Source organism: Polaromonas sp. YR568, from assembly GCF_900116715.1.
In the GTDB taxonomy this organism is placed as follows: Bacteria; Pseudomonadota; Gammaproteobacteria; order Burkholderiales; family Burkholderiaceae_C; genus Polaromonas.
Genome location: NZ_FPBM01000005.1, coordinates 18,082 through 43,861, shown reverse-complemented (window position 1 = coordinate 43,861; position 25,780 = coordinate 18,082). Strand labels below are relative to the sequence as shown.

At 63.0% G+C, this 25,780-nt stretch carries 23 protein-coding genes and 1 pseudogene; 21 read left to right on the top strand and 3 right to left on the bottom strand.

All coding sequences use genetic code 11. The features are described 5' to 3' along the window. Positions 1 to 13 precede the first annotated feature (13 nt). Positions 14 to 325 carry a cupin domain-containing protein gene (locus tag BM408_RS12115; protein WP_092130131.1) on the bottom strand — a complete coding sequence of 104 codons (312 nt, stop codon included), beginning with the start codon at positions 323 to 325 and terminating at the stop codon, positions 14 to 16. A 156-nt stretch (positions 326 to 481) separates the two neighbouring features. Here BM408_RS12115 and BM408_RS12110 point away from each other — a divergent pair, with 156 nt between their 5' ends. The 16 genes and pseudogenes from BM408_RS12110 to BM408_RS12040 all read left to right on the top strand — a co-directional run bounded on the left by BM408_RS12110 (position 482) and on the right by BM408_RS12040 (position 18,514). Beyond that, positions 482 to 1,315, top strand: coding sequence for an aldo/keto reductase (locus tag BM408_RS12110; RefSeq protein WP_092130130.1), 834 nt, complete (start codon positions 482 to 484; stop codon positions 1,313 to 1,315). Positions 1,316 to 1,488: 173 nt separating this feature from the next. Next, entirely contained in the window at positions 1,489 to 2,451 is a 963-nt protein-coding gene (locus BM408_RS12105; RefSeq protein WP_092130129.1) for a Bug family tripartite tricarboxylate transporter substrate binding protein, read from the top strand. 154 nt (positions 2,452 to 2,605) lie between these two features. Further along, entirely contained in the window at positions 2,606 to 3,346 is a 741-nt protein-coding gene (locus BM408_RS12100) for a GntR family transcriptional regulator (RefSeq protein ID WP_092130389.1), read from the top strand. Between the two features lie 69 nt (positions 3,347 to 3,415). Then, positions 3,416 to 4,447 carry a tripartite tricarboxylate transporter substrate binding protein gene (locus BM408_RS12095; protein ID WP_092130128.1) on the top strand — a complete coding sequence of 344 codons (1,032 nt, stop codon included), beginning with the start codon at positions 3,416 to 3,418 and terminating at the stop codon, positions 4,445 to 4,447. Further along, positions 4,444 to 5,304 carry an amidohydrolase family protein gene (locus BM408_RS12090; RefSeq protein WP_254774792.1) on the top strand — a complete coding sequence of 287 codons (861 nt, stop codon included), beginning with the start codon at positions 4,444 to 4,446 and terminating at the stop codon, positions 5,302 to 5,304. Before BM408_RS12095 ends, BM408_RS12090 begins: the two co-directional genes overlap by 4 nt. Before the next feature lie 74 nt (positions 5,305 to 5,378). Further along, complete coding sequence (locus BM408_RS22910) at positions 5,379 to 5,540, top strand: hypothetical protein (protein ID WP_007863796.1); 162 nt, start codon at positions 5,379 to 5,381, stop codon at positions 5,538 to 5,540. A gap of 301 nt (positions 5,541 to 5,841) precedes the next feature. After that, a complete protein-coding gene (locus BM408_RS12085) occupies positions 5,842 to 6,396 on the top strand; it encodes a sigma-70 family RNA polymerase sigma factor (RefSeq protein WP_092130127.1) in 555 nt (184 codons plus the stop codon). A gap of 81 nt (positions 6,397 to 6,477) precedes the next feature. Beyond that, entirely contained in the window at positions 6,478 to 7,545 is a 1,068-nt protein-coding gene (locus BM408_RS12080; RefSeq protein WP_092130126.1) for a FecR family protein, read from the top strand. Between the two features lie 148 nt (positions 7,546 to 7,693). Continuing rightward, positions 7,694 to 10,081, top strand: coding sequence for a TonB-dependent siderophore receptor (locus tag BM408_RS12075; protein WP_092130125.1), 2,388 nt, complete (start codon positions 7,694 to 7,696; stop codon positions 10,079 to 10,081). A 94-nt stretch (positions 10,082 to 10,175) separates the two neighbouring features. Then, positions 10,176 to 11,489: a lysine N(6)-hydroxylase/L-ornithine N(5)-oxygenase family protein gene (locus tag BM408_RS12070; RefSeq protein ID WP_092130124.1), complete on the top strand. Its 1,314-nt coding sequence runs from the start codon at positions 10,176 to 10,178 to the stop codon at positions 11,487 to 11,489. 21 nt (positions 11,490 to 11,510) lie between these two features. Further along, complete coding sequence (locus BM408_RS12065; protein WP_092130123.1) at positions 11,511 to 12,749, top strand: MFS transporter; 1,239 nt, start codon at positions 11,511 to 11,513, stop codon at positions 12,747 to 12,749. Then, the gene (locus BM408_RS12060) at positions 12,739 to 13,344 is read left to right on the top strand and encodes a GNAT family N-acetyltransferase (protein ID WP_092130122.1); all 606 of its coding nucleotides are present in this window, start codon (positions 12,739 to 12,741) and stop codon (positions 13,342 to 13,344) included. Before BM408_RS12065 ends, BM408_RS12060 begins: the two co-directional genes overlap by 11 nt. Next, positions 13,341 to 15,224, top strand: a complete 1,884-nt coding sequence (locus tag BM408_RS12055; protein WP_092130121.1) for an IucA/IucC family protein — start codon at positions 13,341 to 13,343, stop codon at positions 15,222 to 15,224. The genes BM408_RS12060 and BM408_RS12055 overlap by 4 nt, the downstream gene beginning before the upstream one ends. After that, positions 15,221 to 16,048, top strand: a complete 828-nt coding sequence (locus BM408_RS12050; RefSeq protein ID WP_092130120.1) for a siderophore ferric iron reductase — start codon at positions 15,221 to 15,223, stop codon at positions 16,046 to 16,048. The genes BM408_RS12055 and BM408_RS12050 overlap by 4 nt, the downstream gene beginning before the upstream one ends. A 72-nt stretch (positions 16,049 to 16,120) precedes the next feature. Then, a complete protein-coding gene (locus tag BM408_RS12045) occupies positions 16,121 to 17,266 on the top strand; it encodes an aromatic ring-hydroxylating oxygenase subunit alpha (protein WP_092130119.1) in 1,146 nt (381 codons plus the stop codon). A gap of 506 nt (positions 17,267 to 17,772) precedes the next feature. Next, positions 17,773 to 18,514 (top strand): annotated as a pseudogene (locus tag BM408_RS12040) (GNAT family N-acetyltransferase). Positions 18,515 to 18,596: 82 nt separating this feature from the next. On the opposite strand, the gene BM408_RS12035 reads toward BM408_RS12040, so the two are convergent. Next, on the bottom strand, positions 18,597 to 20,072 hold the full coding sequence (locus BM408_RS12035) for a MocR-like pyridoxine biosynthesis transcription factor PdxR (protein ID WP_092130118.1): 1,476 nt from the start codon (positions 20,070 to 20,072) through the stop codon (positions 18,597 to 18,599). Positions 20,073 to 20,533: 461 nt separating this feature from the next. Between BM408_RS12035 and pepE the strand changes: the two genes are divergently transcribed. Continuing rightward, a complete protein-coding gene (gene pepE, locus BM408_RS12030; RefSeq protein ID WP_371327010.1) occupies positions 20,534 to 21,367 on the top strand; it encodes a dipeptidase PepE in 834 nt (277 codons plus the stop codon). 42 nt (positions 21,368 to 21,409) lie between these two features. On the opposite strand, the gene BM408_RS12025 is transcribed toward pepE, so the two are convergent. Continuing rightward, positions 21,410 to 22,189 carry an IclR family transcriptional regulator gene (locus BM408_RS12025; protein ID WP_092130117.1) on the bottom strand — a complete coding sequence of 260 codons (780 nt, stop codon included), beginning with the start codon at positions 22,187 to 22,189 and terminating at the stop codon, positions 21,410 to 21,412. A 218-nt stretch (positions 22,190 to 22,407) separates the two neighbouring features. On the opposite strand from BM408_RS12025, the gene BM408_RS12020 reads away from it, so the two are divergent. The 4 genes from BM408_RS12020 to BM408_RS12005 are packed head-to-tail and all read left to right on the top strand — an operon-like array spanning position 22,408 to position 25,774. Next, positions 22,408 to 23,448, top strand: coding sequence for a TRAP transporter substrate-binding protein (locus BM408_RS12020; RefSeq protein WP_254774790.1), 1,041 nt, complete (start codon positions 22,408 to 22,410; stop codon positions 23,446 to 23,448). Between the two features lie 19 nt (positions 23,449 to 23,467). Continuing rightward, positions 23,468 to 23,926 carry a type II 3-dehydroquinate dehydratase gene (locus BM408_RS12015; protein ID WP_092130116.1) on the top strand — a complete coding sequence of 153 codons (459 nt, stop codon included), beginning with the start codon at positions 23,468 to 23,470 and terminating at the stop codon, positions 23,924 to 23,926. A 1-nt stretch (position 23,927) separates the two neighbouring features. Next, a complete protein-coding gene (locus BM408_RS12010) occupies positions 23,928 to 24,500 on the top strand; it encodes a TRAP transporter small permease (protein WP_092130115.1) in 573 nt (190 codons plus the stop codon). After that, a complete protein-coding gene (locus BM408_RS12005; RefSeq protein ID WP_092130114.1) occupies positions 24,497 to 25,774 on the top strand; it encodes a TRAP transporter large permease subunit in 1,278 nt (425 codons plus the stop codon). The genes BM408_RS12010 and BM408_RS12005 overlap by 4 nt, the downstream gene beginning before the upstream one ends. Positions 25,775 to 25,780: the final 6 nt, after the last annotated feature.

Below are 25,780 nucleotides of genomic sequence, written 5' to 3'. Positions count from 1 at the left end.
CAGCGGCTGCGCTTCAGTCGCTGCCTTCCACCTCCACCACCAGCACCCGGGCCTCACCCACCGGCGAGGCGACATGCTCGGTGCCCGCGCTGGCAAAAAAGATGTCGCCGGTTTCCAGCATCACCGAGCATTGGCCGCAGTTGTCGCGGTAGCGCATCTCGACACGGCCGTCGAGCACGGCAAATACTTCTTCGCCTTCATTGATGTGCCACTTGTAGGGCTTGTCGGTCCAGTGCAGCCGTGTGGTGATGCCCTGCATATTGGCCACCGTCATCGCGCCCCAGGCGCGTTCGGCGGTGAAATCCTTGCTGCGAATGATCTTCATGTCTGTCTCCATCAGGTGAGCGCCATGGCGCAATGAAAGCCCCGCCATGCTACGTCGCGGGGCCGGCGGAACCATGAATTCTTCGGCCTCCATTGATTCCATAAGCGCATCAGTGGGATGCTCCACCCCGGGCTGGGCCGGCGCTAAGATGACTTTATGAAAACCGTATTGCTGCCCTGCGGCGAAGCCGTCCCCGCCCTGGGTATGGGCACCTGGAACATGGGCGATGCGCCTTCGCGCCGCGCGGATGAACTTGCGACTTTGCGGCTGGGGCTGGACCTCGGTTGCACGCTTGTCGACACCGCCGAGATGTATGGCGAAGGCCTGTCCGAAGAACTGGTCGGTGAAGCCTTGCAAGGGCGGCGCAATGAGGCCTTTATCGTGACCAAGGTCTATCCGCACAATGCCTCGAAGGCGGGTACGGTGGCGGCGTGTGAGCGCAGTCTGCGGCGGTTGCGCACCGACCGCATTGACCTTTACCTCTTGCACTGGCGCGGCTCTGTGCCGCTGGCCGAAACCATGCAGGCACTGATGGCGCTGCAAAAGGCCGGGAAGATCCGGCATTACGGCGTGAGCAACCTGGACCTCGCCGATATGCAGGAGTTGTGGAAAGTGCCGGGCGGGCAGGGCGTGCAAACCAATCAACTGCTTTACAACCTGACGCGCCGCGGCATCGAGTGGGACTTGCTGCCCTGGTTGCGCGAACGCAGTGTGCCGGTGATGGCCTATTCACCGATCGAGCAGGCGCGCCTGCTGCACCACAACGGCCTTGCGCACTTTGCCAGGCGCCACGACGTGCCGCCCGCACAGGCGGCGCTGGCCTGGCTGCTGGCGCAGGACGGCGTCATCGCCATTCCGAAAGCCAGCCATCCGGACCGCCTGCGGGAGAACGTTGCGGCGGCGCAGGTTCAACTCAGCGATGAGCAGTTGGCCGAACTGGACGCGCTGTTCAAGCCGCCGTCTCGCGCCACACCCCTGGAGATGCTTTAGCGGGCCCCATCGCCAAACGAGACGTCGGCCCCCGTGGATCAAGGTCTGGCCGTTTCTTGAGCCCATGTTGTATAGACAGGCCGGCGAATAAAATCAGGGGTCAAACAGGCTGCATGCGGGCGCGTCTTTTTCATTCGCCTTATGCTTGCAAGCCCCATAAGGAGACCTTTCCCATGCTTCGCAAGTTTTTGTCTTTCATCGCCCTCGCGCTCATGCTCTGCGCCGCGCAGGCCCAGACTTACCCGGCTAAGCCGATCCGCCTGATTGTTCCGTTCCCGCCCGGCGGCGGCACCGACATCCTGTCGCGCCTGGTGGCCACCAAGCTGACGGAGTCCGCCAAATGGACGGTGGTGCCCGACAACCGCGGTGGCGCCGGCGGCACTATTGGTATTGCCGAGGCCGCACGCGCAGCGCCCACCGGTTACGACATGGTGATGGGCCAGAAAGACAACCTCGTTGTTGCGCCCTGGCTCTATAAAAACCTGAGCTATGACCCGACCAAGGACCTGGTGGCTGTGGCCCATGTGGCCTACACCCCGGTCGTGATCGTCACCGGTGTGCAGTCGCGCTTCAAGACCCTGGCCGACGTCGTGGCCGCAGCCAAGGCCGCGCCCGATTCCATCACCTACGGCTCGCCCGGCAATGGCACCACCATTCACCTGGCCGGCGAAATCTTCAACACCGCCGCCAACATCAAGCTGCGCCACGTGCCCTACAAGGGTTCCAACCCCGCGATGATGGATGTGCTGGCCGGCAATGTGGACCTCATGGTGTCGTCCCTGCCTTCGGCCATCAGCCAGATCAAGTCGGGCAAGCTGCGCCCGCTGGCCGTGACCTCGGCACGCCGCAGCACCTCGCTGCCGGACATTCCCACGGTGGCGGAGCTGGGCTACAAGGACTTTGATGTCAGCACCTGGTATGGCCTGTTCATGCCGGCCGCTACGCCCAAGGACATCGTGGCCACGGTCAATGCGGAGGTCAACAAGCTGCTGGCCACCAATGACATGAAAGCAGCGATTCACGCACAAGGCGCTGAAGTGCAAAACATGACGCCCGAGCAGTTCTCCACCCTGCTGAAAACCGACTACCAGAAGTGGAAGGGCATCGTGCAGGCTTCCGGCGCGACCATCGAGTAATTCGCTTTACCTCCCGATCAGAACGGCGCCTTCATGGGCGCCGTTTTGCTTTGTGGCCGGTTCAAGCGCGGCCTGCAAGTGAGTTGGTAGAAACCCTTAGTGCTGCCGTTAATGTCCCGTGACATGATCTAGTCATCTATAGGACTAGATGAATATGGCGTCACCTTCCCTGAGCGTTGTTCCGGTCGAACCGGGTCTCAGCCGCTATGCGGCGCTGGCGGCTGCCTTGCGTGCGCGGGTGATCGCGGGTGAATGGCCGCCCGGCTCGGCCTTGCCGGCTGAGCAAACGTTGGCCGCCGAACATGGCGTGGCGCTGGGCACCTTGCGGCGTGCGCTGGAGCTGCTTGCCGACCAGGGCTTGATAGAGCGCCTTCACGGCCGCGGCACCTTTGTGCGCGCGGGCATGACGGGCGGGACCATGATGCGTTTTTTCCGCTTCGGCGAAGGCACGGGCGAAGTGCCCGCATCGCGCATCGTGTCGCGCCAAGTGCTGGTGGCGCCCGCTGAAGTGGCGCGCCGCCTGGGCCTGGCCCGCGGTGACACGGCGCTGCGCCTGCAGCGCGTGCGTTCGCTGTCAGGGCAACCCTGTGTGTATGAAGAAATCTGGTTGCCGATGGCGCTGTTTGCCGGCCTGGCCGAGGGCGACACCGCCGCCTGGGACGACCTGCTCTACCCCATGTTTGCCGAGCGCTGCAAGGTACATGTGCACCGCGCGGTCGATGAAATCGCGTTTGGCGCGCTGACGGCGGCGCAGGCGAAATTTCTGGCGCTGTCGGCCGGCCACCCCTGCGCGCTGGTCACCCGCAACGCCTACGACCTGGCCGGCCATTGCGTGGAGGTGCGCTACACGCGCGGCGACGCGCATGCCTTTCACTACACCGTCACGATCACCTGAATCCATCGCGCCTGCAACCTAAACAGAACGCAAACAGGGCGCACACCAATCACTGAAACCGGAGGAACCATGAAACTGAACCACAACAAGAACACCCTGTCCGCGGGCAATGCGCCCGCAAGCCGCTCACGGCGCCTGATGCTGCAGGCTACCGGCGCAGCCGTCGCCGCGCCCTGGACTTTCGCCCACGCCGCAGGCCAGGTCGCCGGTGGCAAGACGATCACGCTGGTGGTGTCTTACGCCGCGGGCGGTGGCGCCGACCTGATGGCGCGCCTGATCGCGCCGCGCATGGCGGAGTTTCTGGGCCAGAGCGTGGTGGTGGACAACAAGCCCGGCGCGGGCGGCCAGATCGCCGCCCAGCTGGTGGCCCGTGCCGTGCCGGACGGCACGCAGTTGCTGGTCGATGCGTCTTCCTTTGCGGTGAACCCATCGCTTTACCCCAAGCTGCCTTATGACACCGACACAGCCTTCGCGCCGCTGGGCGTGCTGGCGCAATTTCCCAATGTGCTGGTGTGCACGCCCGGCTTTGAAGCCAAAAGCGTGAAAGACCTGATCCGCATGGCCAAGGCCAAACCGGGGCAGATTGCTTATGCCTCGTCGGGCAACGGTTCGGCCCAGCACCTGGCCGGCGCGCTGTTTGAAGACCTCGCCGGCGTCAAGCTGGTGCATGTGCCCTACCGTGGCGGCGGCCCCGCAATGAACGATGTGATGGCCGGCCAGGTGCCGCTGTTTTTCGCCAATGTGGCCTCGTCGCTGGGGCAGATCCAGTCGGGCCGCCTGCGCCCGCTGGCCGTGACCAGCCGCCGCCGCACCCGCTCGCTGCCCGACATGCCGACCATGGAAGAAGCCGGCGTGCCGGCTTATGAGGTACTGGAGTGGAATCCGGTGCTGGCACCCGCGGGCATCGACCCCAAAACCAAGGCCGCATTGATCGCCGCCATCCGCAAAACCATGGCCGACCCCGAAGTGCTGGGCCGCATCCGCAGCCTGAGCGGCGAGGTGTTTCCTGATGGCCCCGAAGGGCTGACGCAGGCCTTCCTCAAGGCGCAGCAGCTCAAATGGGGCCGCATCGTGAAGGACCGCAAGATCACTGCGGGATGACGAGCCAGGAAGCCGTGGAGGGTGTAGCGATGGAAAGCGCGGCAGCACGCTGGGACAGCCATGTCCATGTGTTTGATGCCGCGGCCGCGGTGGCGGCCGGGCATTACCAGCCCGCGCACCGGCCGCTGGCCGACATCGAACAGCTGGCCCAGGCCAACGGCATTGGCCGCCTGGTGCTGGTTCAGCCCAGCGTCTACGGCACCGACAACACCGTGCTGCTCGATGCGCTGCGCGCCGGCCAGGGGCGGCACCGTGGTGTGGTGGTGCTGCCACCCTCGGTGGATGATGCGGCCCTCTTCGCCATGCATGCCCTGGGTGTGCGGGGTGTGCGCTTTAACCTGGTGTCACCCGTTGGGGACAGCCTGAAGGCGGGAGACGGAGACGGCCCGAGCGTGGCGGACAGCTTTCAGGCGTTGGCGCCGCGCCTGCATGCGCTGGGCTGGCATGTGCAGTGGTACGCCTCCCCGGACGACTTGCCCACCATTGCGGCGCTGCACGCGGCCAACCCGGTGCCCGCGGTGCTGGACCACCTCGCGGGCATGCACGCGGGCGTCGCCCTCGGCCACCCAGCCTGGCAGGCGCTGGAGCAGCTTGCCGCGCGTGGCGCCTGGGTCAAGCTCTCGGGCTGGTATCGCCTCGGGGCTGCAGCGCCGTATGAAACGCTGGACGAGGCCATCCGCAAGGTGGCAGGGCTGTTTGGCCGGCGCATGGTCTGGGGTTCCGACTGGCCCCACACGGCTTTTGCGCCCGACGCGCTGCCCGCTTACGCCAGCACTTGGGAGCCCGTGGCGCGCGCGCTGATCGCGGCCCAGAAAAACCTTGCCCGGGAGCAGGCGCCTGCCGCCTTGTACGCCTGATTCCCTGCCCAAGCCCCGCCGGACGCGGAGTGGCTTAAAATCACGGGCTACGCCATTTTTAACCGGAGTCTTCCATGCCCAAGAAAATCAGAGTCGAAGCCGACATCTGCGCCCCCAAGCCCGTGCCGCCCAAGGGCTACACCATCACCACCGGCCGCGGCCAGAAAATCAGCCTGGAGCGTGGTTCGCACACCCGCAGCAAAAAGAACCCAGGCAAGCGCCCTCACCAGGGTTGAGCCGGTTTTGCCGATGCGGCCCCAGGCCGCACGCCTGAAAAACAGCGCCCTTGAGGCGCTTTTTTCATGCCTTTTTGATGTCATGCGTATGAAATTGAAACGTGTGGCCGGGCCGATTAAGTCCTTTGACTTGCACGATTGCGTTACGACAAGCAACAGCGCGCCGGAGTTTGGTTGCCGCCGCGCACATCGGCCATAATGAGAATAATTCCCATCTACGACGCGCGCGCCTGGTCAGCCACCGCCACATCAATGTCTGCCGCTTGAAGGGATCCGTCACCTCTATGGCATTGACCGACCTGTGCTTGAGCGCTATTACCAAGAACTGCTGAACTTCTGTTCCCGCACGGTGCGCAACCGCGATGCCGCGGCCGATATCGTGCAGGAGACTTACGCGCGCGTTTTGGCGGTGCAGCATTCCGGCCAGGCGGTGCCCGAGCCCCGCGCGCTGCTTTACCGCACCGCGCGCAACCTGCAGATCGACCAGCACCGCCGCAATGAGGTGCGTGGCGAGGCGCTGCACCCGGACGCCGAGACAGCCGCCGCCGAGCTCGACAACCTCGCCGCGCCGCAAGCCTTCGAGCCGGACGCGGCCGCGGCCTCCGCGCAGGGGGTGAATGCCCTGCTGGCCGCCATCGACGCCCTGCCTTTGCGTTGCCGCGAGGCCTTTATCCTGCACAAGTTTGACGGCCTGCCGCATTCGGAAGTGGCCGAGCAGATGGGCATCTCACGCAAGATGGTCGAGCAGCACATCAAGCTGGCCATGGACGCCTGCAGGCGCTGCCAGGACACACCGGGCGGAGCCGCCGCGCCGGCCGCCCCGATACTCCGACGAAGAAAAACTGCCCGCGAATGAATTTTTATTTGTCTTCTTACATTCCCGGCATAGGGTTCCGGCTTGCTCGTGCGTCTACATCCAAGAGTCGATAACCAAGCCATGAATACCCAGCCGCCAGCCCAACCGCCAGCCGCACCGTCCACACATCCCGACGAAGCGGCGCTGGATTGGTTCGTGCGGCGTACCGGCGGGCCACTCGAGGCGTCGGACGAAGCTGCATTTCAGGCCTGGCTGACAGCCGATGACGCCCATGACGCGGCCTTCGCACGCCACCAGAATGATTGGCGCCGGCTCGACGAACTGCCGGCAGACGGCTTGCGCACGCTGAGGCAAAACCTCGCCAACGACAAGGCTGCCGCCGCCCGCGCCGCGCCGCGCCCGCGCGCCTGGTGGCGTGACCTGTCTGCCTGGGCGCCACAGGGGGCGCTGGCCGCTGTGGCGCTGATGGTGTCTTGCGGGGGTTACCTGGCCTGGAGCCTCTGGCAGCAGCAACCCGTGTTCGAGCAGAGTTTTGCCACGGCACGCGGCCAGCAGCTGGAGGTGGTGTTGCCGGAAGGCAGCCGCCTGAGGCTGGACACCCTCACCAACGCCGACGTGACGCTGTACCGTGAGCGCCGCGAGGTCCGCTTGCCGCAGGGGCAGGCCATGTTTCAGGTCAAGGGTGACCCGGGCCGTCCCTTTGATGTGCTGGCCGGCCCTTTGCGCATCACGGTTGTCGGCACCCGCTTTTCGGTGCGTTATACGCCCGGCGTGCCGGGCCGCACGGGCGTTCATGTCGCGGTAGAAGAGGGGCGCGTGCGTGTGGCGCGTGCCGAACGCTCCGCCGCAGGCGATTCGGCGGTTGAGCTGGTCGCCGGTCAGCAAATTGCCAGTGACATGGCGGGCCTGCTCGGCGCCGTTTCTGCCGTTCCCGCCACCGGCATCGCCCCATGGCGCGACAGCCGCGTCAGTTTTGACAACACGCCGCTGGACCAGGCCCTGGCGGAGTTCGAGCGCTATGGCCCTGTGCATTTGAAGGTTAGCGAGCCGGCCGTTGCCGCGCTGCGCGTGACCGGCACGTTTGACCCGCGGCGGCTCGACAACTTCTCGCGCATGCTGCCGCAGGTCTTGCCGGTGCGGCTGCGTGAGCAAGGTGGCGAGGCTGAGATCATCTCCGTCAGCCACTAGTCTTAATTAGCCAATCCGCCGGATCAGGCTGAATTCACAGCGCAAAAAAACTTTGCGCCTGACCTAGGGTTTCCCGGAGCCCATGCGTCTACATGAGAAGGATTCTTATTTAAACCCCTGTTTAACCCTTCTCCTGGAGATTGCACGCATGCCTCGTTCCCGCTTCCACCTACCCCCGCTGGCCCTGGCTTTGGCCCTCGGAAGTACGGTGGCTTATTCCCAAAATGCCAGCAGCGCGCGTGCCTCCACCCCGGTACAGATCCGCATCGCCGTTCAGCCCCTGGCCCAGGCGCTCAACGACCTGGCGCAGCAGGCCCGGCTTGAACTGATGGTGCAGCCCGCCCTGGTGGCGGGCAAGACGGCGCCGGCCGTGTCCGGCCGGTTGACGCCGCAACAGGCGCTGGACCGGCTGCTGGCCGGCAGCGGGCTGGCTGCGACCATCGACGGCAATGTGTTTGTCGTTAAGCCTGCCTCAACGACATCTGGCCCGGCAACACTGCCGCTGGTAACCGTGACAGCTGACGCGGAAACCGCCGCGAGCGGAGGAAACGGCTACATCGCCAAACGCAGCGCCTCAGGTTCCAAGACCGACACGCCCATCATCGAAACGCCCCAGTCCATTTCGGTAGTGACCAAGCAGCAACTGGAAGACCAGAAGCCGCGCAGCATTCCTGAGGCGCTGAACTACGCGCCCGGCGTCTTCACCGGGCTGGTGGGCTCGTCCAACCGTTACGACTACGTGGCCCTGCGCGGCTTCAAAGACAGCAGTGTGGACAGCACCTTGCTGGACGGCCTGCGCATGTTGAGCGACCAGGGCAGCTACACCTCGATGCAGGTGGATCCTTATTTCCTGGAGCGCATCGACGTGGTGCGCGGCCCTGCCTCCGTGCTGTACGGCCGCGCGTCGCCGGGCGGCCTGGTGGCATTGACCAGCATGACGCCGCAGTACCAGCCTTACCGTGAAGTGCAGCTCACCACCGGCAATCGCAACCGCCGGGAGGCGGCGATTGACCTGACGGGGCCTATCGACAAGGACGGCGTCATGGCATTCCGCCTCACGGCCTTGACACGCGCGCTCGACTCGCAGTTCAGCGGCGTCAAGGAAGAGCGCCAGGCGATTGCCGCGTCCCTGGCGATCAACCCTTCGAAAGACACGCGCCTGCTGCTGCAGGCCTATTTGCAGGATGACCCCGAGGGCAGCTACCACAGCGGTGTTCCGGCAGATGCCAGCCTGGATGCCAGCCACAACGGCCGCCTGATTTCACGCTACTTCTTTGATGGGGATCCAAGCGTCGAAAAGTACGAACGCAAGCAGCGTTTCCTCGGCTACCAGTTGGAGCATGCCTTTAACGATACGTGGAAGTTCCGGCAGAACTTTCGCCACGTAGCGGCAAACACCACGCTGCGACAAATCTATGGTTATGGCTGGGCCAGCGCCAACGAGTTGACCCGCTATTACTCCGGCGCCAACGAATCGACACGCGGCAACACGATTGACAACCAGCTCGAAGGCCACTTCCAGACGGGTGCGCTCAAACACACCCTGCTGGCTGGGCTGGACTACCAGAAGCGCCGCGTCAGCGGAAGCTGGGAGTCGGGCGCTGCACTGCCCATCAACGTGTTCAACCCCAGCTACGGCGCCCCGGGCCTGACCGGTGTGACCAGCGACCCGATAGACCGCAAGCTGGAGCAAACCGGCCTCTACCTGCAAAACCAGACGGAGCTGGACCGCTGGCGCTTCACCCTGGGCGGCCGCATGGACTGGGCCAAGGCCTCCAACCAATATGGCACCGGCAACCCGGCGCAGTGGAGCGGCTCCAAGTTCACCAAGCGGGCCGGTGTTGTCTATCTGTTTGACAACGGCGTCGCGCCCTACGTGGGTTATTCGGACGGCTTTAACCCCAGCCTGCGCAACGACCAGCAGGGCCGTAACCTGCCGCCCGCCGAGACGAAGCAACTCGAAGTCGGCGTGCGCTACCAGCCCAAGGGTTCGAACACCTTGCTGTCGGCGGCGGTGTACGAGCTGTCGCAAAAGAATGTCGCCACGCGCCCGGTTGGGGTGTTCTATTACGAGCCGACCGGCAAGGTGCGCTCGCGCGGCCTGGAGCTGGAAGCGCGGTCGCAGCTGAGCAGCAATGTCTCGGTGCTGGCGAGCTACACCTATACCGACATGAAGTTCACGGAGTCATCCGACGGCTTCACCGGAAAAACACCGTACCAGGCGCCGCGTCACATGGCTTCCGTCTGGGGTGACTGGAATTTCGCGCCGGGCTACACCGTGGGCGCGGGCGCGCGTTACGTGGGCTCCAGCTGGGTCGACAACACCAACAGCCAGAAGGTGCCGCCCTACACGCTGGTGGATTTGATGTTTCGCGTCGACCTGGCGCAGCTGAACCCGTCGCTCAAGGGCGCCAACCTGCGCCTGAGCGTGAACAACCTTTTCGACAAAAGCTACGTGGCGTCATGCCTGAGCCCGCAGTACTGCTATTGGGGAGACGCACGCAGCGCGACTGCGACCGTGACGTATCAGTGGTAGAGGCGCGGCCCGGCAAGTCAGCCGGCCGCGGGCATTCTTTTGACCATCATGCGCACGCCATCCGGCGTGCCATTCCAACAGGGAGTTGAGTGCAATGAAAAAGAATATCTATGACTTCGTTGCGATAGGGCTTGGGCCCTTCAATTTGAGTCTGGCCTGCCTGGCGGAGCCTATCGCCGACGTCAACGCGGTTTTTCTGGAACGCAACGCGGAGTTCAACTGGCATCCCGGGATGCTGATCGACAACACCACGCTGCAAAACCCCTTTCTGGCCGACCTGGTCAGCCTGGCGGATCCCAAGAGTTATTTCAGCTTCCTCAATTACTGCAAGGAAGAAGGAAAGATCTACTCCTATTACTTCCGCGAAAGTTTTTACCTGACGCGTGCCGAGTACAACGCCTACTGCCGCTGGGCGGCGGCGCGGCTGACCAAGGCACGCTTCGAGTACGACGTGCAGGAGATCGTCCACGACGCCGAAAACAATTGTTATGTGGTGACCGGCGTGCAGGGGCCGCAGCGCGAGCCTTTCATCATGCGCTGCCGCAAGCTGGTGCTGGGCGTGGGCTCCAAGCCGATGTTCCCCCAGTGCTGCACGCCGGACGGGCATCGCTACATGCACACGGCCGACTACATCACGCGCAAGGCCGAGCTGCAAAAGAAGCGCTCCATCACCATCGTCGGCAGCGGGCAAAGCGCGGCCGAGGTCTACCATGACCTGCTCAAAGAGGCCGAGGCGCACGATTACAGCCTGACCTGGATCACCCGCTCCTCGCGCTTCTTCCAGATGGAGACCACCAAGCTCACGCTGGAGATGTTCTCCCCGGACTACATCGACTATTTCTTCAACCTGGACGACGGCAAAAAAGAGCGCATCGTGCGCGCGCAGGACAGCCTGTACAAGGGCGTCAACGCCAGCCTGATCAACCAGATCTACGACCTGCTGGACGACAGGCGAAAGCAGGGGCCGCTGCGCACGCACCTCATCACCAACTGCGAACTGCAGGGTTGCCGCTACGACGCCGGCAAAGGTGCTTACGAGATTGAGTTCCGCCAGCTCGACTGCGACGCGCGTTATGCGCACCGCAGCGAAGGGCTGGTTTTTGCCACCGGTTACCGCGAGAACATCCCGGCCTTCGTCGACGGCATACGCCACCGGCTGCGCTGGGATGAGCACGGGCGCTACCGCCTGGCGCGCAACTACGCCGCCGACTTCAACGGCAGCGAGATCTTTGTGCAGAACGCCGGCCAGCACACCCACGGCATGACCAACCAGGACCTGGGCATGAGCTGCTACCGAAACTCCTACATCCTGCGCGAGCTGACGGGCGTGGAGCACTACAAGATCGAGCGCCGTGTCGCGATCCAGGATTTCACCATTCCGTCCACCGCGGACTTTGTCCTTCTCTGAGGCCTGAGGGGCATAAAAAGCATGAACCTGAGATTCCACATCATCACGATGACGGTGCTGGCCGTTATCAGCGACGCCATCCTGATTCCTTTCTATCCGCAGTTCTTCAGCGCACGCTACGGCATCGACAGCCCCGTGCATGTGGGCGCCTATGTGGCGGCCATCTCCATCGCCGTGATGTGCACGCTGCCGCTATGGGCGCGCGTGGCGCGCCGCGTCGAGCCGCTGCATTTGCTGGTCTACACGCAGTTCGCCGCCGGCACCTTCAGCCTGTTGAGCGATTGGGCTCCCACCGTGGAGATCTACTGGGTGCTGTCGATGCTGATGTTCATGTGCAAAAGCAGCTACCTGCTGATGTACCCCTACATGATGCGGCTGACGCCCAAAGAAGAGCACGCGGCCACCATAGGCATTCTGTCGGTGGTGGTGCACTTTGGCGCGATCTTCGGGGCCGTGGTGGGTGGCTTTGTGTTGCAAACCTGGGGGCCACGCGCCAGCATTTTTGCCATGGCCGCAGGTGACTACTTCCAGATGGCGGTCTGCTTCTACCTGATACGCAGCGGCAAGATCATCCGCGTCAACACCGGCGAGCAGGCGCTGGCCGAAGCCACCGAAGCGCGCCGCGTCGGCTTGCTGGCCCGCCTGCCCATCCTGAAGCTCGCGATGGTGATGCTGATGTTCGACTTCAGCGCCTACCTGATCCGGCCTTTCTTTGCCCTGTACTGGCAGAAGATCACCGGCAACGACAGCGAACTGCTGTCCGGCATGGCCTTTGCCATTCCGGGTGTGGTGGCCATCGTCGCGTTGCGTCTGCACGCCTGGATAAGGGCGCGTGGCGGCGAGCTGCCCGACCACACGGTGGGTAATCTGCTGCTGGGTGCGGTCGGCCTGCTGTTGCATGCCGCGCCCGATCCGTTCCTGGTCGTCCTCGGCCGCGTGCTCTATGGCTGGGCTTTCTTCCAGATCATCGTCAAGCTCGAAGTCAATCTGTTCCGCCTGTCCACGCCGCAGCGCTACGCGCAGGACTACAGCATCACCAATTTCTTCCAGAACATGGGGGTGCTGCTGTCATCGTTTGCCGCCGGCGCCATCGTCAACCGCTACGGGCTGCATGTGCCCTTCCTGCTGGCGGCGGGCGGTTTTGTCCTCACCGCGCTGCTGGACCGCCTGATCCTCAAGGTGCCCAGTGCAGGGCACATGGAAGAAACCGGCAATGCAGCCAGCGCTGCCCCCTTGAAGGAACCCGCCCATGCCAACTGACACGATCCACCGCCGCGCCGACGCGGTGCTCAGGCCCTACCGTGACGAAGCCGGCTTTGTCTTCCGGCCGCTGCGGATACCGGAGGACATCCCGACGCTGCACCGCTGGTTCACGCAGGAGCGCGCCGCTTTCTGGCTGATGCAGGACAAAACCGAGGCTGAAGTGCGCGAGGCCTACCAGCGCATGCTGGACTCTGGCACCGCCACGCCCTATATCGGCTGGCACGAAGGCCGGCCGGCCTTCCTGGCCGAATGCTACGACCCCGCGCAGGACCGCATCCGGGCCTTCTACCCCGTGCAGCCAGGCGACCTGGGCATGCATATTTTTATCGGGCCGCCCGAGCGGCGCATCGCCGGCTATTCGCGCACGGTGTTCCACGCGCTGATGCGTTTTATGTTCGCGCACCTTGATGCGCAGCGCATCGTCGTCGAGCCCGACGCCACCAATCACAAGGTCCATGCCTTGAACCGGTCGGCAGGTTTTACCTACGACCGTGATGTGGTCTTCCCCGAGAAGATCGCCAGCCTCGCCTTTTGCACACGGCGGGATTTTGAACAGGCTACGGCCGCCACCTTAGAGGAAGTCCATTCATGAACGTCACCATTGCCAACCAGCTCGCGCAAAATCCGGCTCAGTTCGCTGACCACCTCTCGCCGGAGGTCTGGGCCCAGGCCAATCGCCTGCTCCTGCGAAAAGCCATTGCCGAATACGCCCACGAAATCATCATCGAGCCGGAACAGCTGCGCGCCGGCCAGGGCGGCTTCACGCTGTACCAGGTCTGCTCGGACGACGGCGCCGTGTGCTACCAGTTCGAGGCGCAACGCCTGGCGCTGCGCCACTGGTACATCAAGCCGGAATCCATCCGCAAGCTGGTGAACGGGGCCGACCAGCCGCTGGACGCACTGCAGTTCATCATCGAATGCCGCCAGCGCCTGGGCATACGTGATGAGCTGCTGCCCATTTATCTGGACGAGATCAGCAGCACGCTTTTTGGCAGCGCCTACAAACGCATGAAGGCCGACGCGCCCAGCAGCGCCCAATTGGCCGACGCCACAGACTTCCAGACCATTGAAGTCGCCATGACGGAAGGCCATCCGGGCTTTGTCGCCAACAACGGGCGGCTGGGCTTCACGGCAGCCGACTACCGCGCCTATGCACCCGAGGCCGGGTCCGAAATTCGTGTGATCTGGCTGGCCGTGCACAAGGACCATGCCGCTTTCTCCAGCATCTCCACACTCAGCTACGAACAGCTGCTGCGTGAAGAGCTTGGCCAGGAAACGGTAGACGGCTTTACGCGAGAGGTCGCCGCACTGGGCGTCAATCCGGCCGACTACAACTTCATGCCGGCCCACCCGTGGCAATGGTTCAACAAGCTGTCGATTGCTTTCGCCGGTTATGTGGCCCAGCGCAAGATCATCTGCCTGGCTTACAGCCGCGACAACTACATCGCCCAGCAATCCATCCGCACTTTTTACAACACCAGCGACCGCAGCAAGCGTTATGTGAAGACTTCGCTGTCCATTCTGAACATGGGTTTTATGCGCGGCCTGTCGCCTTATTACATGTCGGGCACACCGGCGATCAATGAGTTCATCAAGGGGCTGGTGTCTGCCGATCCTTTTCTGCGGGCGAACGGCTTCACCATCCTGCAGGAAGTCGCCTCCATCGGCTTTCGCAACCACTACTATGAAGCCGCGATACCGGTCGACACGCCTTACAAGAAGATGTTCTCCGCGCTATGGCGTGAGAGCCCGCTGCCCCTGCTGAAACAGGGCGAGCGCCTGATGACCATGGCCGCGCTGCTGCATATCGACAAGGACGGCCATGCGCTGCTGCCTGAGTTGATCCGCCGCTCCGGCCTGAGCACAAAAGCCTGGCTGAAAAGCTACCTGAAGGCTTACCTGACGCCGCTGCTGCACTGCTTCTACAAACACGACCTGACCTTCATGCCGCACGGCGAGAACCTGATCCTGGTGCTCGACAAGCATGTGCCGGTGCGCGCCATCATGAAAGACATCGCCGAGGAGTGCGCCATCCTCAACATCGAAGCCAAGGCGACGCTGCCGGAGCGCGTCAATCGCCTGGCGGTCGATGTGCCTGATCACTTCAAGTTGCTGGGCATCTTTATCGATGTGTTTGACGGTGTGCTGCGCCATATCAACCAGGTGCTGGTCGAAAACGCCTGCTGCAGCGAGAACGAGTTCTGGCAATCGGTGGCCGACTGCGTATCCGACTACGAAGAAGCCCATCCCGAGATGGCCGGCAAGTTCGCGCACTACGACATGTTTGTGCCCGAGTTCCTGCATTCCTGCCTGAACCGCCTGCAGCTCGGCAACAACGTGCAGATGGTCAACCTGGCCGACCCTGCCTCCAGCCTGAAGATGGCCGGGAACCTGGTGAACCCGATTGCCGGCCTGCGCCGCCGCGCCGCACCCAAGGCAGAAGCGGAACCGGCGCTGGAAAGCGTTGCATGAGCCTGGACATGCGGGCAGAAGGCTGGGCACTGGAGGGCGCGCCTGCACCGGCGTCGGCCTGCGCGCCCGACGTCGACCTTGCCCGCGTGTTGCAACTGGCCGAGGGCATAGCCCCCGCGCTGCGCGGGGTGCAGGGCGATGCCTTGCTGCCCGGCGCGCTGCGCTATGACGGCGCGGTAGCGGCGGCAGCTCCCTTGCAGGCACTGTGCCGGCATTGGGCGGAGGCCTACCCCGAAGCCGGCGCCCACTATGTGGCGCTGCGCTGCTGGGGGCTGGCGATCTGGCAGCCGGTCTACCTGAGCGTGATCGCCGTTCACCTTGACAGCCATGTGCCTGTGCTTGCCGCTCTCAGGCAGCCCGTGGTGGACGGATTTCCCGGCGGCTTCCATTTACCGGTGCATGCACCCGCGAAAGCCGCGTCGCTGGCTGCACGCATGCGGCTGGCGGCCGGCGAGCTGCGCAGCCTTTGCGATGCCACGCGCGCGGCGCTCATGCCACTGGTGGCCCTGCATGGCCGCGCCGCCGACCGGCTGCAGGCCGAGTGCGTGCTGGGCGCGCTGCTGCTGGTGCATCGCAGCAGCCCCGGTCTTTTTGAGGACGCCACCAAGGTCGCCGCGCTCGGCGAGAAATGGCTGGCGCAGTTGGGCATTGCCGGTGGTTGCGGCATGTTTGTCTACCGCGCGCGTGACGGCACGCTAGCGCTCGCCCTCGACCGCAAGGTGTGTTGCCATTACTTTCGCCGCCATGACGGCGAGAAGTGCAGCACCTGCCCCAAGCTCCCGCTCGACAAGCGCATCGCCCGATTGCTGGCCGATCCTTCGTAGTCCGGGCTTTTGATTTCGCGATGCGGCCGTGCCGTGCGGGCCGGTGTGCTTCGCCACGCCCTGGAGATTCCCATGAACAATATTGCACGGCTGGTGCATGTCCTGCCGGAGAGTCCACAGCTACCCGTCAGTGCCTATTTTGATGAGGCCCTGTTCGCGCGCGAACAGGCTTTGATCTTCAACAAGTCGGCCCGCTACCTGGGCCACGAAAAAGCCGTGCCGCAGGCCGGCGACTGGCGCCGCCTGGCGCAGGAAGACGGCGGCCGGGTGCTGGTGCGCAACCCGCAAGGCGTGGAGTTGCTCTCCAACGTGTGTCGGCACCGGCAGGCGCTGATCCTGGGCGGTGAGCCCGGCGATGTGAGCGGAAAGGCCAATCCCACAGGCAACCTGTCGGCGGCCGGCGGGCACATCGTCTGCCCGCTGCACCGCTGGACTTACAACAGCAGTGGCGAGCTGCTGGGCGCGCCGCAGTTCGAGCAAAAGCCGTGCAAGAACCTGCAGCGCTTTCCCTTGCGTAACTGCCACGGCCTGCTGTTTGAGGGTGCGCGCGACCCGGCGCAAGACATGGCGCCGCTTTTTGAACGGCCCGAGTTCGATTTTTCGGAGTACGTGCTCGATCATGTGGAAGTCCACCAGTGCAACTACAACTGGAAGACCTTTATCGAGGTCTACCTGGAGGACTACCACGTCGCCCCATTTCACCCCGGCCTGGGCAGCTTTGTCAGCTGCGACGATTTGAGCTGGGAGTTTGCCAACTGGTACAGCATGCAGCGCGTCGGGGTGCACGATTCGCTGAGCGCGCCGGGCTCCGACATCTACAGCATCTGGCACGACCGCCTGCTGAACTACCGCACCGGCACGCCGCCTGATTTCGGTGCGGTGTGGGTCACCTACTTCCCGACCCACATGATCGAGCTGTATCCGCACGTGCTGGTCCTCTCCACGCTTTACCCCAAGGGGCCGCAGGACACGGTGAACGTGGTGGAGTTCTATTACCCCGAAGAGATCGCCGCCTTCGAGCGGGAGTTTATTGAAGCACACCGTGCCGCTTACATGGAAACCGCCAGGGAAGACGACGAGATCGGTGAGCGCATGGACGCGGGCCGGCGCGCGTTGCTGGCGCGGGGCGTGTCGGACGTCGGCCCCTACCAGTCGCCGCTGGAAGACGGCATGCAGCATTTCCACGAGTGGTACCGGCGGATGATGGGCGCGTTATGAGGCGGCTAAAGGTTCAGGGACAGAAGGATCTCCAGGCTCTGGCACGGCCTTTGCATGCTCTCCAGCAGTGACGACGATTCACTACGGGAGGGCCCCAAAATGTTGATTTTGATCCTGCGACCTCTTGCATCTGTTGGCCTGGCTGCTGCTTTTACAACAACCGGGCTGCACGCCTCAGACCTTGCATCCGACCGGCCGGCCGGCGCAGCCAGCCAGACGCAAACCCAGCGCGCGCCGGACCCCAAGGCCAAGCCAGCCAAAACCAGGGCCGCGGCAAAACGCACGATTGGGACCAACCCGGCCATGCCGCTTTGGGAAGGCCCTTGGGGTCCTCACCATTAAGCCGGTGCCGGATTGCGCTGAAGTCTGAGCCGAAACTTCATGCTTCGTTGGGATTGATTGATATTCGTGGGGATGTGTGGCACCACAAAATTGTCTGTCCATGGCCCTTTCTGCAATGCCACGCCGCGCGTACTCTAGACTTTTAGCAACGATAGGAAAGTCGGATGACGCGGATAAATTCATATGGGCAGGAAGTTGGCGAAACTATCGAAGGCTGGACTGAAAGGCCGAGACCACCGCGCGCTGTGATCGAAGGAAAATACTTGCCGGATTGAACCCCTGGATCCGAAGCGGCACGGGCCGGACCTGTTTGCCGCATACAGCGCAGCGCAGGATGGGCGGATGTGGACCTATCTTCTTGCCGAGCCGTTCACCCAGCTGAGTGAGCTTGGCGCCTACCTCGACCGTGCGGCTGCAAGTCTGGATCCGATTCACTACACGGTGGTGGACATGGAAACACAGCGCGCAGTTGGAACGATGGCGCTCATGCGGATTGATCCTGTGAATGGCGTGATGGAGGTGGGGCACATTACCTATTCCCCTTTGCTGCAACGCACCCGCGCGGCGACGGAGGCGCAGTACCTGTTGATGAAGCTCGCATTCGACACGCTCGGTTATCGCCGGTATGAATGGAAATGCGACAGTCTGAATGTGCCATCGCGAAATGCAGCGGCCAGATTTGGGTTCAGCTTTGAAGGAATCTTTCGCCAGGCCACTGTCTATAAGGGGCGATCGCGGGACACGGCCTGGTTCTCAATCGTTGACCGTGAATGGCTTGTCGTAAAAGCCGCATTTGATACATGGCTGTCTTCGGAGAACTTTGACTCTCAAGGTCAGCAGGCGCTCTCCCTGGCAAGGATCCGCAGTGACCTGATGAAAAAAATCCCATCAGAAATGGCCGCTTAGCCGCGCCTTGGCCAGTTCCGCACCTATGCAGCCGCCGTCGGCGGGTTGATCTGCCGGAGCAGGGGTTGATTGACGAGAAGCGTCAGGAGACTTTTGCGCCCAGAGTGATCTGGGACAAGCGCCGGATCATGGGAGAGAACAGCTCTGCGGAAGTATTCCCGTATCCCAGCACCAGGCCATTGTGTTGAGATCTGGGCTGCAGCGCAAAACTCGATAGGGCGGCGGGAGCGAGACCATGGCGCTGCGCCGCATCGGCAATCGCACGATCGGGATACTGCGCGGGGAGCCGCATGGTCAAGTGCAGTCCGCAATTGCCGCCTTCAATGACATGTGGCACCCGCATATGCTGGGTCAGCGCCTCGCGCAAAGAATGCTGCCGGTCGCGGTACAGGCGCCGCATGCGGCTCAGGTGCCGGCTGAATTCACCACTGTCTATAAATTCTGCCAATGCCAGCTGCTCATACCGGTGACCACCGCGGAGAATCTCTGTCAGTGGTTCCCGCATCTGCGCAATCAAGGCTTCCGGCAACACGAGAAACCCCAGGCGCAGCGATGGAAACATGGTCTTGCTGAAGGTCCCCACATAGAGGACCGGAGCCTGATCCACAAGCCCCTGCATTGCCCCTATGGGCGCCCCCACATGGCGGTATTCGCTGTCGTAATCGTCTTCGATGATCCAGGTGCGATGGCGCCGGGCATTTGCGATCAGTTCCAGCCTGCGCGCAACCGACAGCACGGCGCCCGCCGGATACTGATGCGAGGGTGTGGTGTAGATCAGGCTGGGCGGCTGGGATCGCCAATCTTTCTCCGTCACCATCAGGCCATCCGCATCGACCTGCTTTGGCACGATGCGCAGGTCACCCGAATGCATGGCCGCCTTCGCACCGCGATAGCCGGGGTCCTCAATCCAGGCGATGTCGCCGGGGTTGGTGAGCAACCGAACGCAGAGCAGGAGCGCCTCCTGCGCGCCTTCGGTAATGACTACCAGCGCCGGGTCGCAGCGTACGCCTCGGGCAAGACTCAGGTAGTTGGCGATGGACGTGCGCAATGCCGGTTCGCCCAAGGGGTCGCCGTAGCCTAGCGCCGACGATCCCGCACGATGAATTGCACGGTCTATGGCGCGGCGCCAGTCAGCCAGGGGGAAATGGGACAAGGCCGGAACGCCAGGCCTCAGCGCCAGACCTGCTTCGGCAGGTGGCACCGTCGATTGAATCCGTGCCAGGCGCGCTGGAAGGGGCACTGCCGGTTGTGCAGCGCGCCGTGCACGCGATGGCGGGCGAATCAGCGTTGCAACTCTGGTTCCCTTTCGATCCGGTTGAACATACCCTTCCACCGCCAGAAGGTTGTATGCCGCCGTCACCGTGTTGCGCGAGATTGACAGGGCTTCTGCAAGCGCGCGCGAGCCTGGCAGCAGGCATCCCGGCGCCAGCCGGCCCGCCAGGATGGCGTCTTTCAACCGGTCATGCAATTGGCGCTGCATCGGCGCGGCGCCACGATCTCTGGCCAAGGGCGCATCCAGCAGTGCTTGCGGTACTAAGGTTGGTGTCTCGCTTGGCATAAGAGGGCAAGATGATTTGAACGCACGATTGAATGGCTCTATCCAATGTCTCTGGTTGGGCGATTTTTGTGGAGCCAGTTTCTCGGCGAACTGTAGCCCGACTGTGCCTGGCGATGCAAGTGCGTTAGCGGGTGCTCCTGGTCTTGATTGAGAGGATGCTGAGACCCGGATTTCTTGCTTCGACAGAGGAAAGAAGCAATAGACATCACGTTAACGGGCACGCATGGTGAGATGAATGTGGCTCCATCAAACTGACTGCCCGTGGCTCTTTTTACGAGCCATAGACCACAGTACATTGCAATCACTTTTCGCTCTCCAGGGAGAAGAAGAGTGGCCATCCTGGATAGCCGGTTTGGTGACCAGGATGGTTGGTAGCAAATAGTCGCCGCATTACACAACAACGGGCTTCGGCGAAACAGACTAATTGTCTCGATCGATGCCCTTTTAATCAGGAGCCTGCCTTGGATCGTCGTAATCTCATCAAACTCGCCTCAGCCGCTTCGCTGCCCGCTGCGCTGTTCCCCGCCGGAAACCTCATGGCGCAAGCATCCCCTGCCCGCACAGATGACGCGAGGCAAGGAAAGGCCACCAAACGCCTTTTGCTGATGAGCAGCTCACGCAAGGGCAATCTGCCTTACCTGGCTCATGCCGACGCGCAGTTTCACCGTGCGTTGCAAGGCCATGCGAAGCGCGTGCTGTTCATCCCGTATGCGGCAGTGGTACCCAGTTTTTCCGACTTCGAAGCACAGGTGACTCCGGTTTTCGAACGCCTCGGTTACGCCTGTGAATCAATACATCGGTATGCCGACCCGAAGGCGGCTGTCGCGTCGGCCGAGGCAATCGTCATGGGCGGCGGCAATACCTTTGCGCTCCTCAAGCGGCTTTACGAAGCTGATCTGATTGGGGCGATTCGTGATCGCGTTCTGGGCGGAATGCCATACGTCGGATGGAGCGCCGGCGCCAACGTGGCGGGCCCGACCATGCGTACGACCAACGACATGCCGGTCGTCGAACCGCCGTCACTCAAAGCACTGAATCTGGTCCCGTTTCAGATCAATCCGCATTTCATCAGCGGCAAACCCCCCGGGTTTAACGGGGAGTCGCGTGAAGAACGGCTTGCCGAATTCTTCGTCCTGAATTCATCTGTCCGTGTGCTGGCACTGCCTGAAGGCACGGGGCTGTTTGTTGAGGGCGATTACGCGACCGTCATGGGTGAGGCCCCGGCGCTCCGTCTTCGCGGGGGAATGCCGGCTGTGTCGTTACCGGACGGTACCCGTTTCGCATTGACGGACTAGAAACAACAGGTCGTCAGGAGAGGACGCGCCGGCAAGCGCTGCTCAGGCCCGTTTCTTGAACATGGCTGACGCGCCGCTCGCCGCGCGAATCTCTTCGGCCGTGTCCAGCAACGCTTCCGACAGCTCCTCCATGCGCGTCTCGGTCAGGCGCACCAGCGGGCCGGCGATGGTGACCACGCCTATCGCGCCCGTGGGTGACATCACCGGTGCGGCCATGGCCGTCATCTGCGGCGCAAACACTTCGTTGATCATGCTGAAGCCGCGCTTGCGTGCTGCCTGCACATAAGCCAGCAATGCCTTGACGGTGGTGGGGGCCTTGGGACCGAAGTCTTTGGGCAGGCCAAAGCCCTGTTTGGTCACCAGGCGCATGGCTTCTTCGTCGCTCATGGTCGACAGCCAGGCGTGGCCGGCGGCGCTGCACGAGAGGCGCACCGACAGGCCCATGTCGGGGTCATAACGCAGGCCGCGGCGTGCGCCCTGGGCCTTGGCCACAAAGGTGAGGTCATCGCCATTGACAACTGCAAGCCGCACCAGCTCGCCGGATTCTTCGGCCAGGCTGTCGAGCAGCGGCTGCGCCACATCGACCACACCCGAGGCGCTCAAAAAGCCCAGGCCAAGCGACACGAGTTTGATGGTGAGCACGTATTCGCCCTGCTCACGCACCTGGCGCACATAGCCGCAGCGGCACAGCTCGGCCAGCAGCCGGTGGGTGGCGCTGAGCGGCATGTCGAGCGTGGCGGCAATCATGGAGACGGTCTGCCCCTCGGGGTGCACGGCCAGCTGCTCCAGGGTTTTAAAGCTTCGTTCGAGAAGGGTGCTCATGGGGAAACGACGTTTTTTGACGGGGGCATGGGTGGTATTTGGCCACGCCTTGGGCCGGGATGAATCGGAAAATGCTAATGGTTTTCCATAGTGGAAAGACTTTCCACTTTCAGCCATTATCCACCTGCCTTGATACCGGCGAAGGTACGACCTGTCTGCCGGCGCCCATTTTTTCACTCACCTCCAAAGATTCAAACCGAGACAAAAGGACCCCTTCCATGACGTCGATGCCCTTCACCCTCTTCACCTGCTTCACCCGCCGCACCCTGGCCGTGGCCGCAGCCGTCCTGTTGGGCTTGCCAACTGCGGCCCTGGCCCAGGACATCCAGGAACGCACCATCAAGTTCGGCCACCTGAACAACCCCGACCACCCGACCAGCCTGGGTGTGCGCAAATTCGCCGAGATCGTCGCCGCCAAGAGCGGCGGCAAGATCAAGGTGCAGGAATTCGCGGCCTCCCAGCTCGGCAACGAGCTGCAGCAGCAGTCCGCCGTGCAGGGCGGCGTGCAGGAAATGCTGGTGGCCTCGACGACATCGCTCAACGGCATCGTCAAGGAGTTCGGCCTGCTGGACTTTCCCTTCCTCTTCGCCAATGCGAAGCAGGCTGACGCGCTGGTCGACGGCCCTCTGGGCAAGATGCTCACTGCCAAACTGCCTGAAAAGGGCGTGATCGTGCTGGGCTTCTTCGACCTGGGCTTTCGTAACGTCACCAACAGCAAGCGTCCCATCATGAAGGGCGCCGACCTGGAAGGCCTGAAGCTGCGCGTGATCCCGAACCCGGTGTTCCTGGAAACCTTCAAGACCTTTAAGGCCAACCCGGTGCCTATGCCCTTTGCCGAGCTGTACGGCGCGCTCGAGAGCAAGGCCGTCGACGGTGAGGAAAACCCTTTCGCGGTGATCGCCTCGAGCAAGTTCTACGAAGTGCAGAAATACGTGAGCGGCACCAACCACGTCTACGCGACCAACCCGATCCAGATCAGCAAGCGCTTCTGGGACAAGCTCTCGGCGACGGAGCACAAGATCCTGCAGGACGCAGCCATCGAAGCGCAAAACTGGCAGCGCGTGGTCAGCCGTGAAGTTTCGGCCAAGGCGCTGGGCGAGCTCACCGCCAAGGGCATGCTCTACAACGACGTGCCGCCCGCCGAGCTGGCCAAGATGCGTGCCGACGTGCGTCCGGTCTACGACAAGTTTTCCGCTGCCTATGACCCGGCCATCGTGACCCTCTTCAAGTCCGAGCTGGAACGCGTGTCCAAGTTCTGATGGTGAAGTTTTTAACTCCATGAAAATACTTGTACTCCACGGGCCGAACCTGAACCTGTTCGGCCGCCGCGAACCGCACATCTACGGCACCACGACGCTCGCACAGATCAACGACATGCTGGCCAAACTGGCGGGAGAACTGGGCGTGACGCTTGAGACCCTGCAGTCGAACCACGAAGGAGCGCTGATTGATTTCCTGCACGAGCACATCGACTCGGCGCAGGGCGCGCTGGTCAACCCCGCCGGGCTGACGCAGCATGGCGTGCCGCTGCATGACGCGATCAAGGCCATGCCCTTCCCGGTGGTCGAAGTGCACATGTCGAACCTCGCGACACGTGAGCCCTGGCGCCACCACTCGATCATCTCGCCGGCGGTGAAGGGCACGATCCAGGGTTTCGGTCCCCGCTCGTACCTCCAGGGCCTTAGGGTCGTGACCGACATCGCGCGCGAAACGCAAGCCCTTGCCGCAAAAAACTGACATGGACAAGTTCGTCGACAAGGCCTGCAAAGGCATTGAGTTCCTCATCGCCTTTGGCCTGGCCCTCATGGTCGTGCTGGTGTTCGGCAATGTCGTGCTGCGCTACGGCTTTAACTCAGGCATCACGGTGTCCGAAGAGCTGTCACGCTGGCTGTTCATCTGGGGCACCTTTCTCGGAGCGCTGGTCGCGCTGCGTGAACACGGTCACCTCGGCATCGACATGGTGGTGGGGCGGCTGCCGGTCATCGGCAAAAAGATCTGCCTCATCATCGGCCACGCGCTGATGATCTTCATCGTGGTACTGCTGGCCATGGGCAGCTGGGAGCAGGTCAAGATCAACTGGGACGTCACGGCGCCGACGACTGGCTGGTCCATGTCCATCGTCTACCTCTCCGGTCTCGTGTTCGGCGTGCTTGCTTGCGGCCTGCTGCTGCTGGATTTGTGGAAGGCCGTCACCGGCCAGCTGTCGGAGGATGAACTGGTCATGGTGCAGGAATCGGAAGAGGCCGTGCAGCTCAAGCAGGTGCTGGACGATGCGCGCCAGCCGGACAGCACCGTGGGAGCACGGCCATGACCATCTTCATTTTCATCGGCTCGCTGCTGGCCGCCATGGCCCTGGGCATTCCCATCGCGTTTGCGCTGCTGGCCAGCGGTGTCGCCCTGATGTGGCATTTGCAACTGTTCGATGCGCAGATCCTGGCGCAGAACCTGGTCGGCGGCGCCGACAGCTTCCCCTTGCTGGCCGTGCCGTTCTTCATGCTGGCCGGCGAGATCATGAACGTCGGCGGCCTGTCGCGCCGCATCGTCGACCTGGCGCTGGCACTGGTCGGCCACGTCAAGGGCGGGCTGGGCTACGTGACCATCATGGCCGGCTGCCTGCTGTCGGCGCTGTCGGGCTCGGCCGTGGCGGACGCGGCCGCGCTCACCGCGTTGCTGCTTCCGATGATGGTCAAGGCCGGGCACAACAAAGTGCGCGCGGGTGGCCTCATCGCATCCGTGGGTGTGATCGGCCCGGTGATCCCGCCCAGTATCGGACTGGTGATCTTCGGTGTGGCGGCCAACGTGTCGATCTCCAAGCTCTTCTTGGCAGCCATCGTGCCGGGCCTGATGATCGGCGGCGCGCTGTGGATCACCTGGGCCTGGCTGGTGCGGCGCGAAGACATCGTGCCGCCGCCGCGCAAATCTGCTGCCGAGGTCATGAAGGCGTTCCGTGACGCGACCTGGGCGCTGATCCTTCCGGTCATCATCCTGGTCGGCCTGCGCATGGGCGTGTTCACGCCCACCGAGGCCGCCGTGGTGGCTGCCGTCTACGCCCTGTTCGTCTCGACCGTGATCTACCGCGAACTCAAGCTCCCGCAGCTGTACGGCGTGTTCGTCGCCTCGGCCAAGACCAGCGCCGTCGTGATGTTCCTGATCGCCGCGGCCATGGTCAGCGCCTGGCTGATCACCGTGGCCAACCTGCCGGGAATGGTGGTGAGCCTTCTCAAGCCTTTCATGGACAGCCCGATTTTGCTGATGGCGGCCATCATGGTGCTGGTCATGGCCGTCGGCACGGCAATGGACATGACGCCCACCATCCTGATTCTGACGCCCGTGTTGATGCCCGTGGTCAAGGCCGCAGGGATCGATCCGGTCTACTTCGGCGTGCTGTTCATCATCAACAACTCGATCGGACTGGTGACGCCCCCGGTGGGCACGGTGCTCAATGTGGTGGCCGGCGTCGGCAAGATCAGCATGGACGACGTCACCAAGGGTGTCATCCCGTTCATGATCGCCGAGTTCGCGGTAATGTTCCTGATGGTGGTTTTCCCCAAACTGGTCACTGTTCCGGCAGGCTGGTTCTACTGAGGTTCG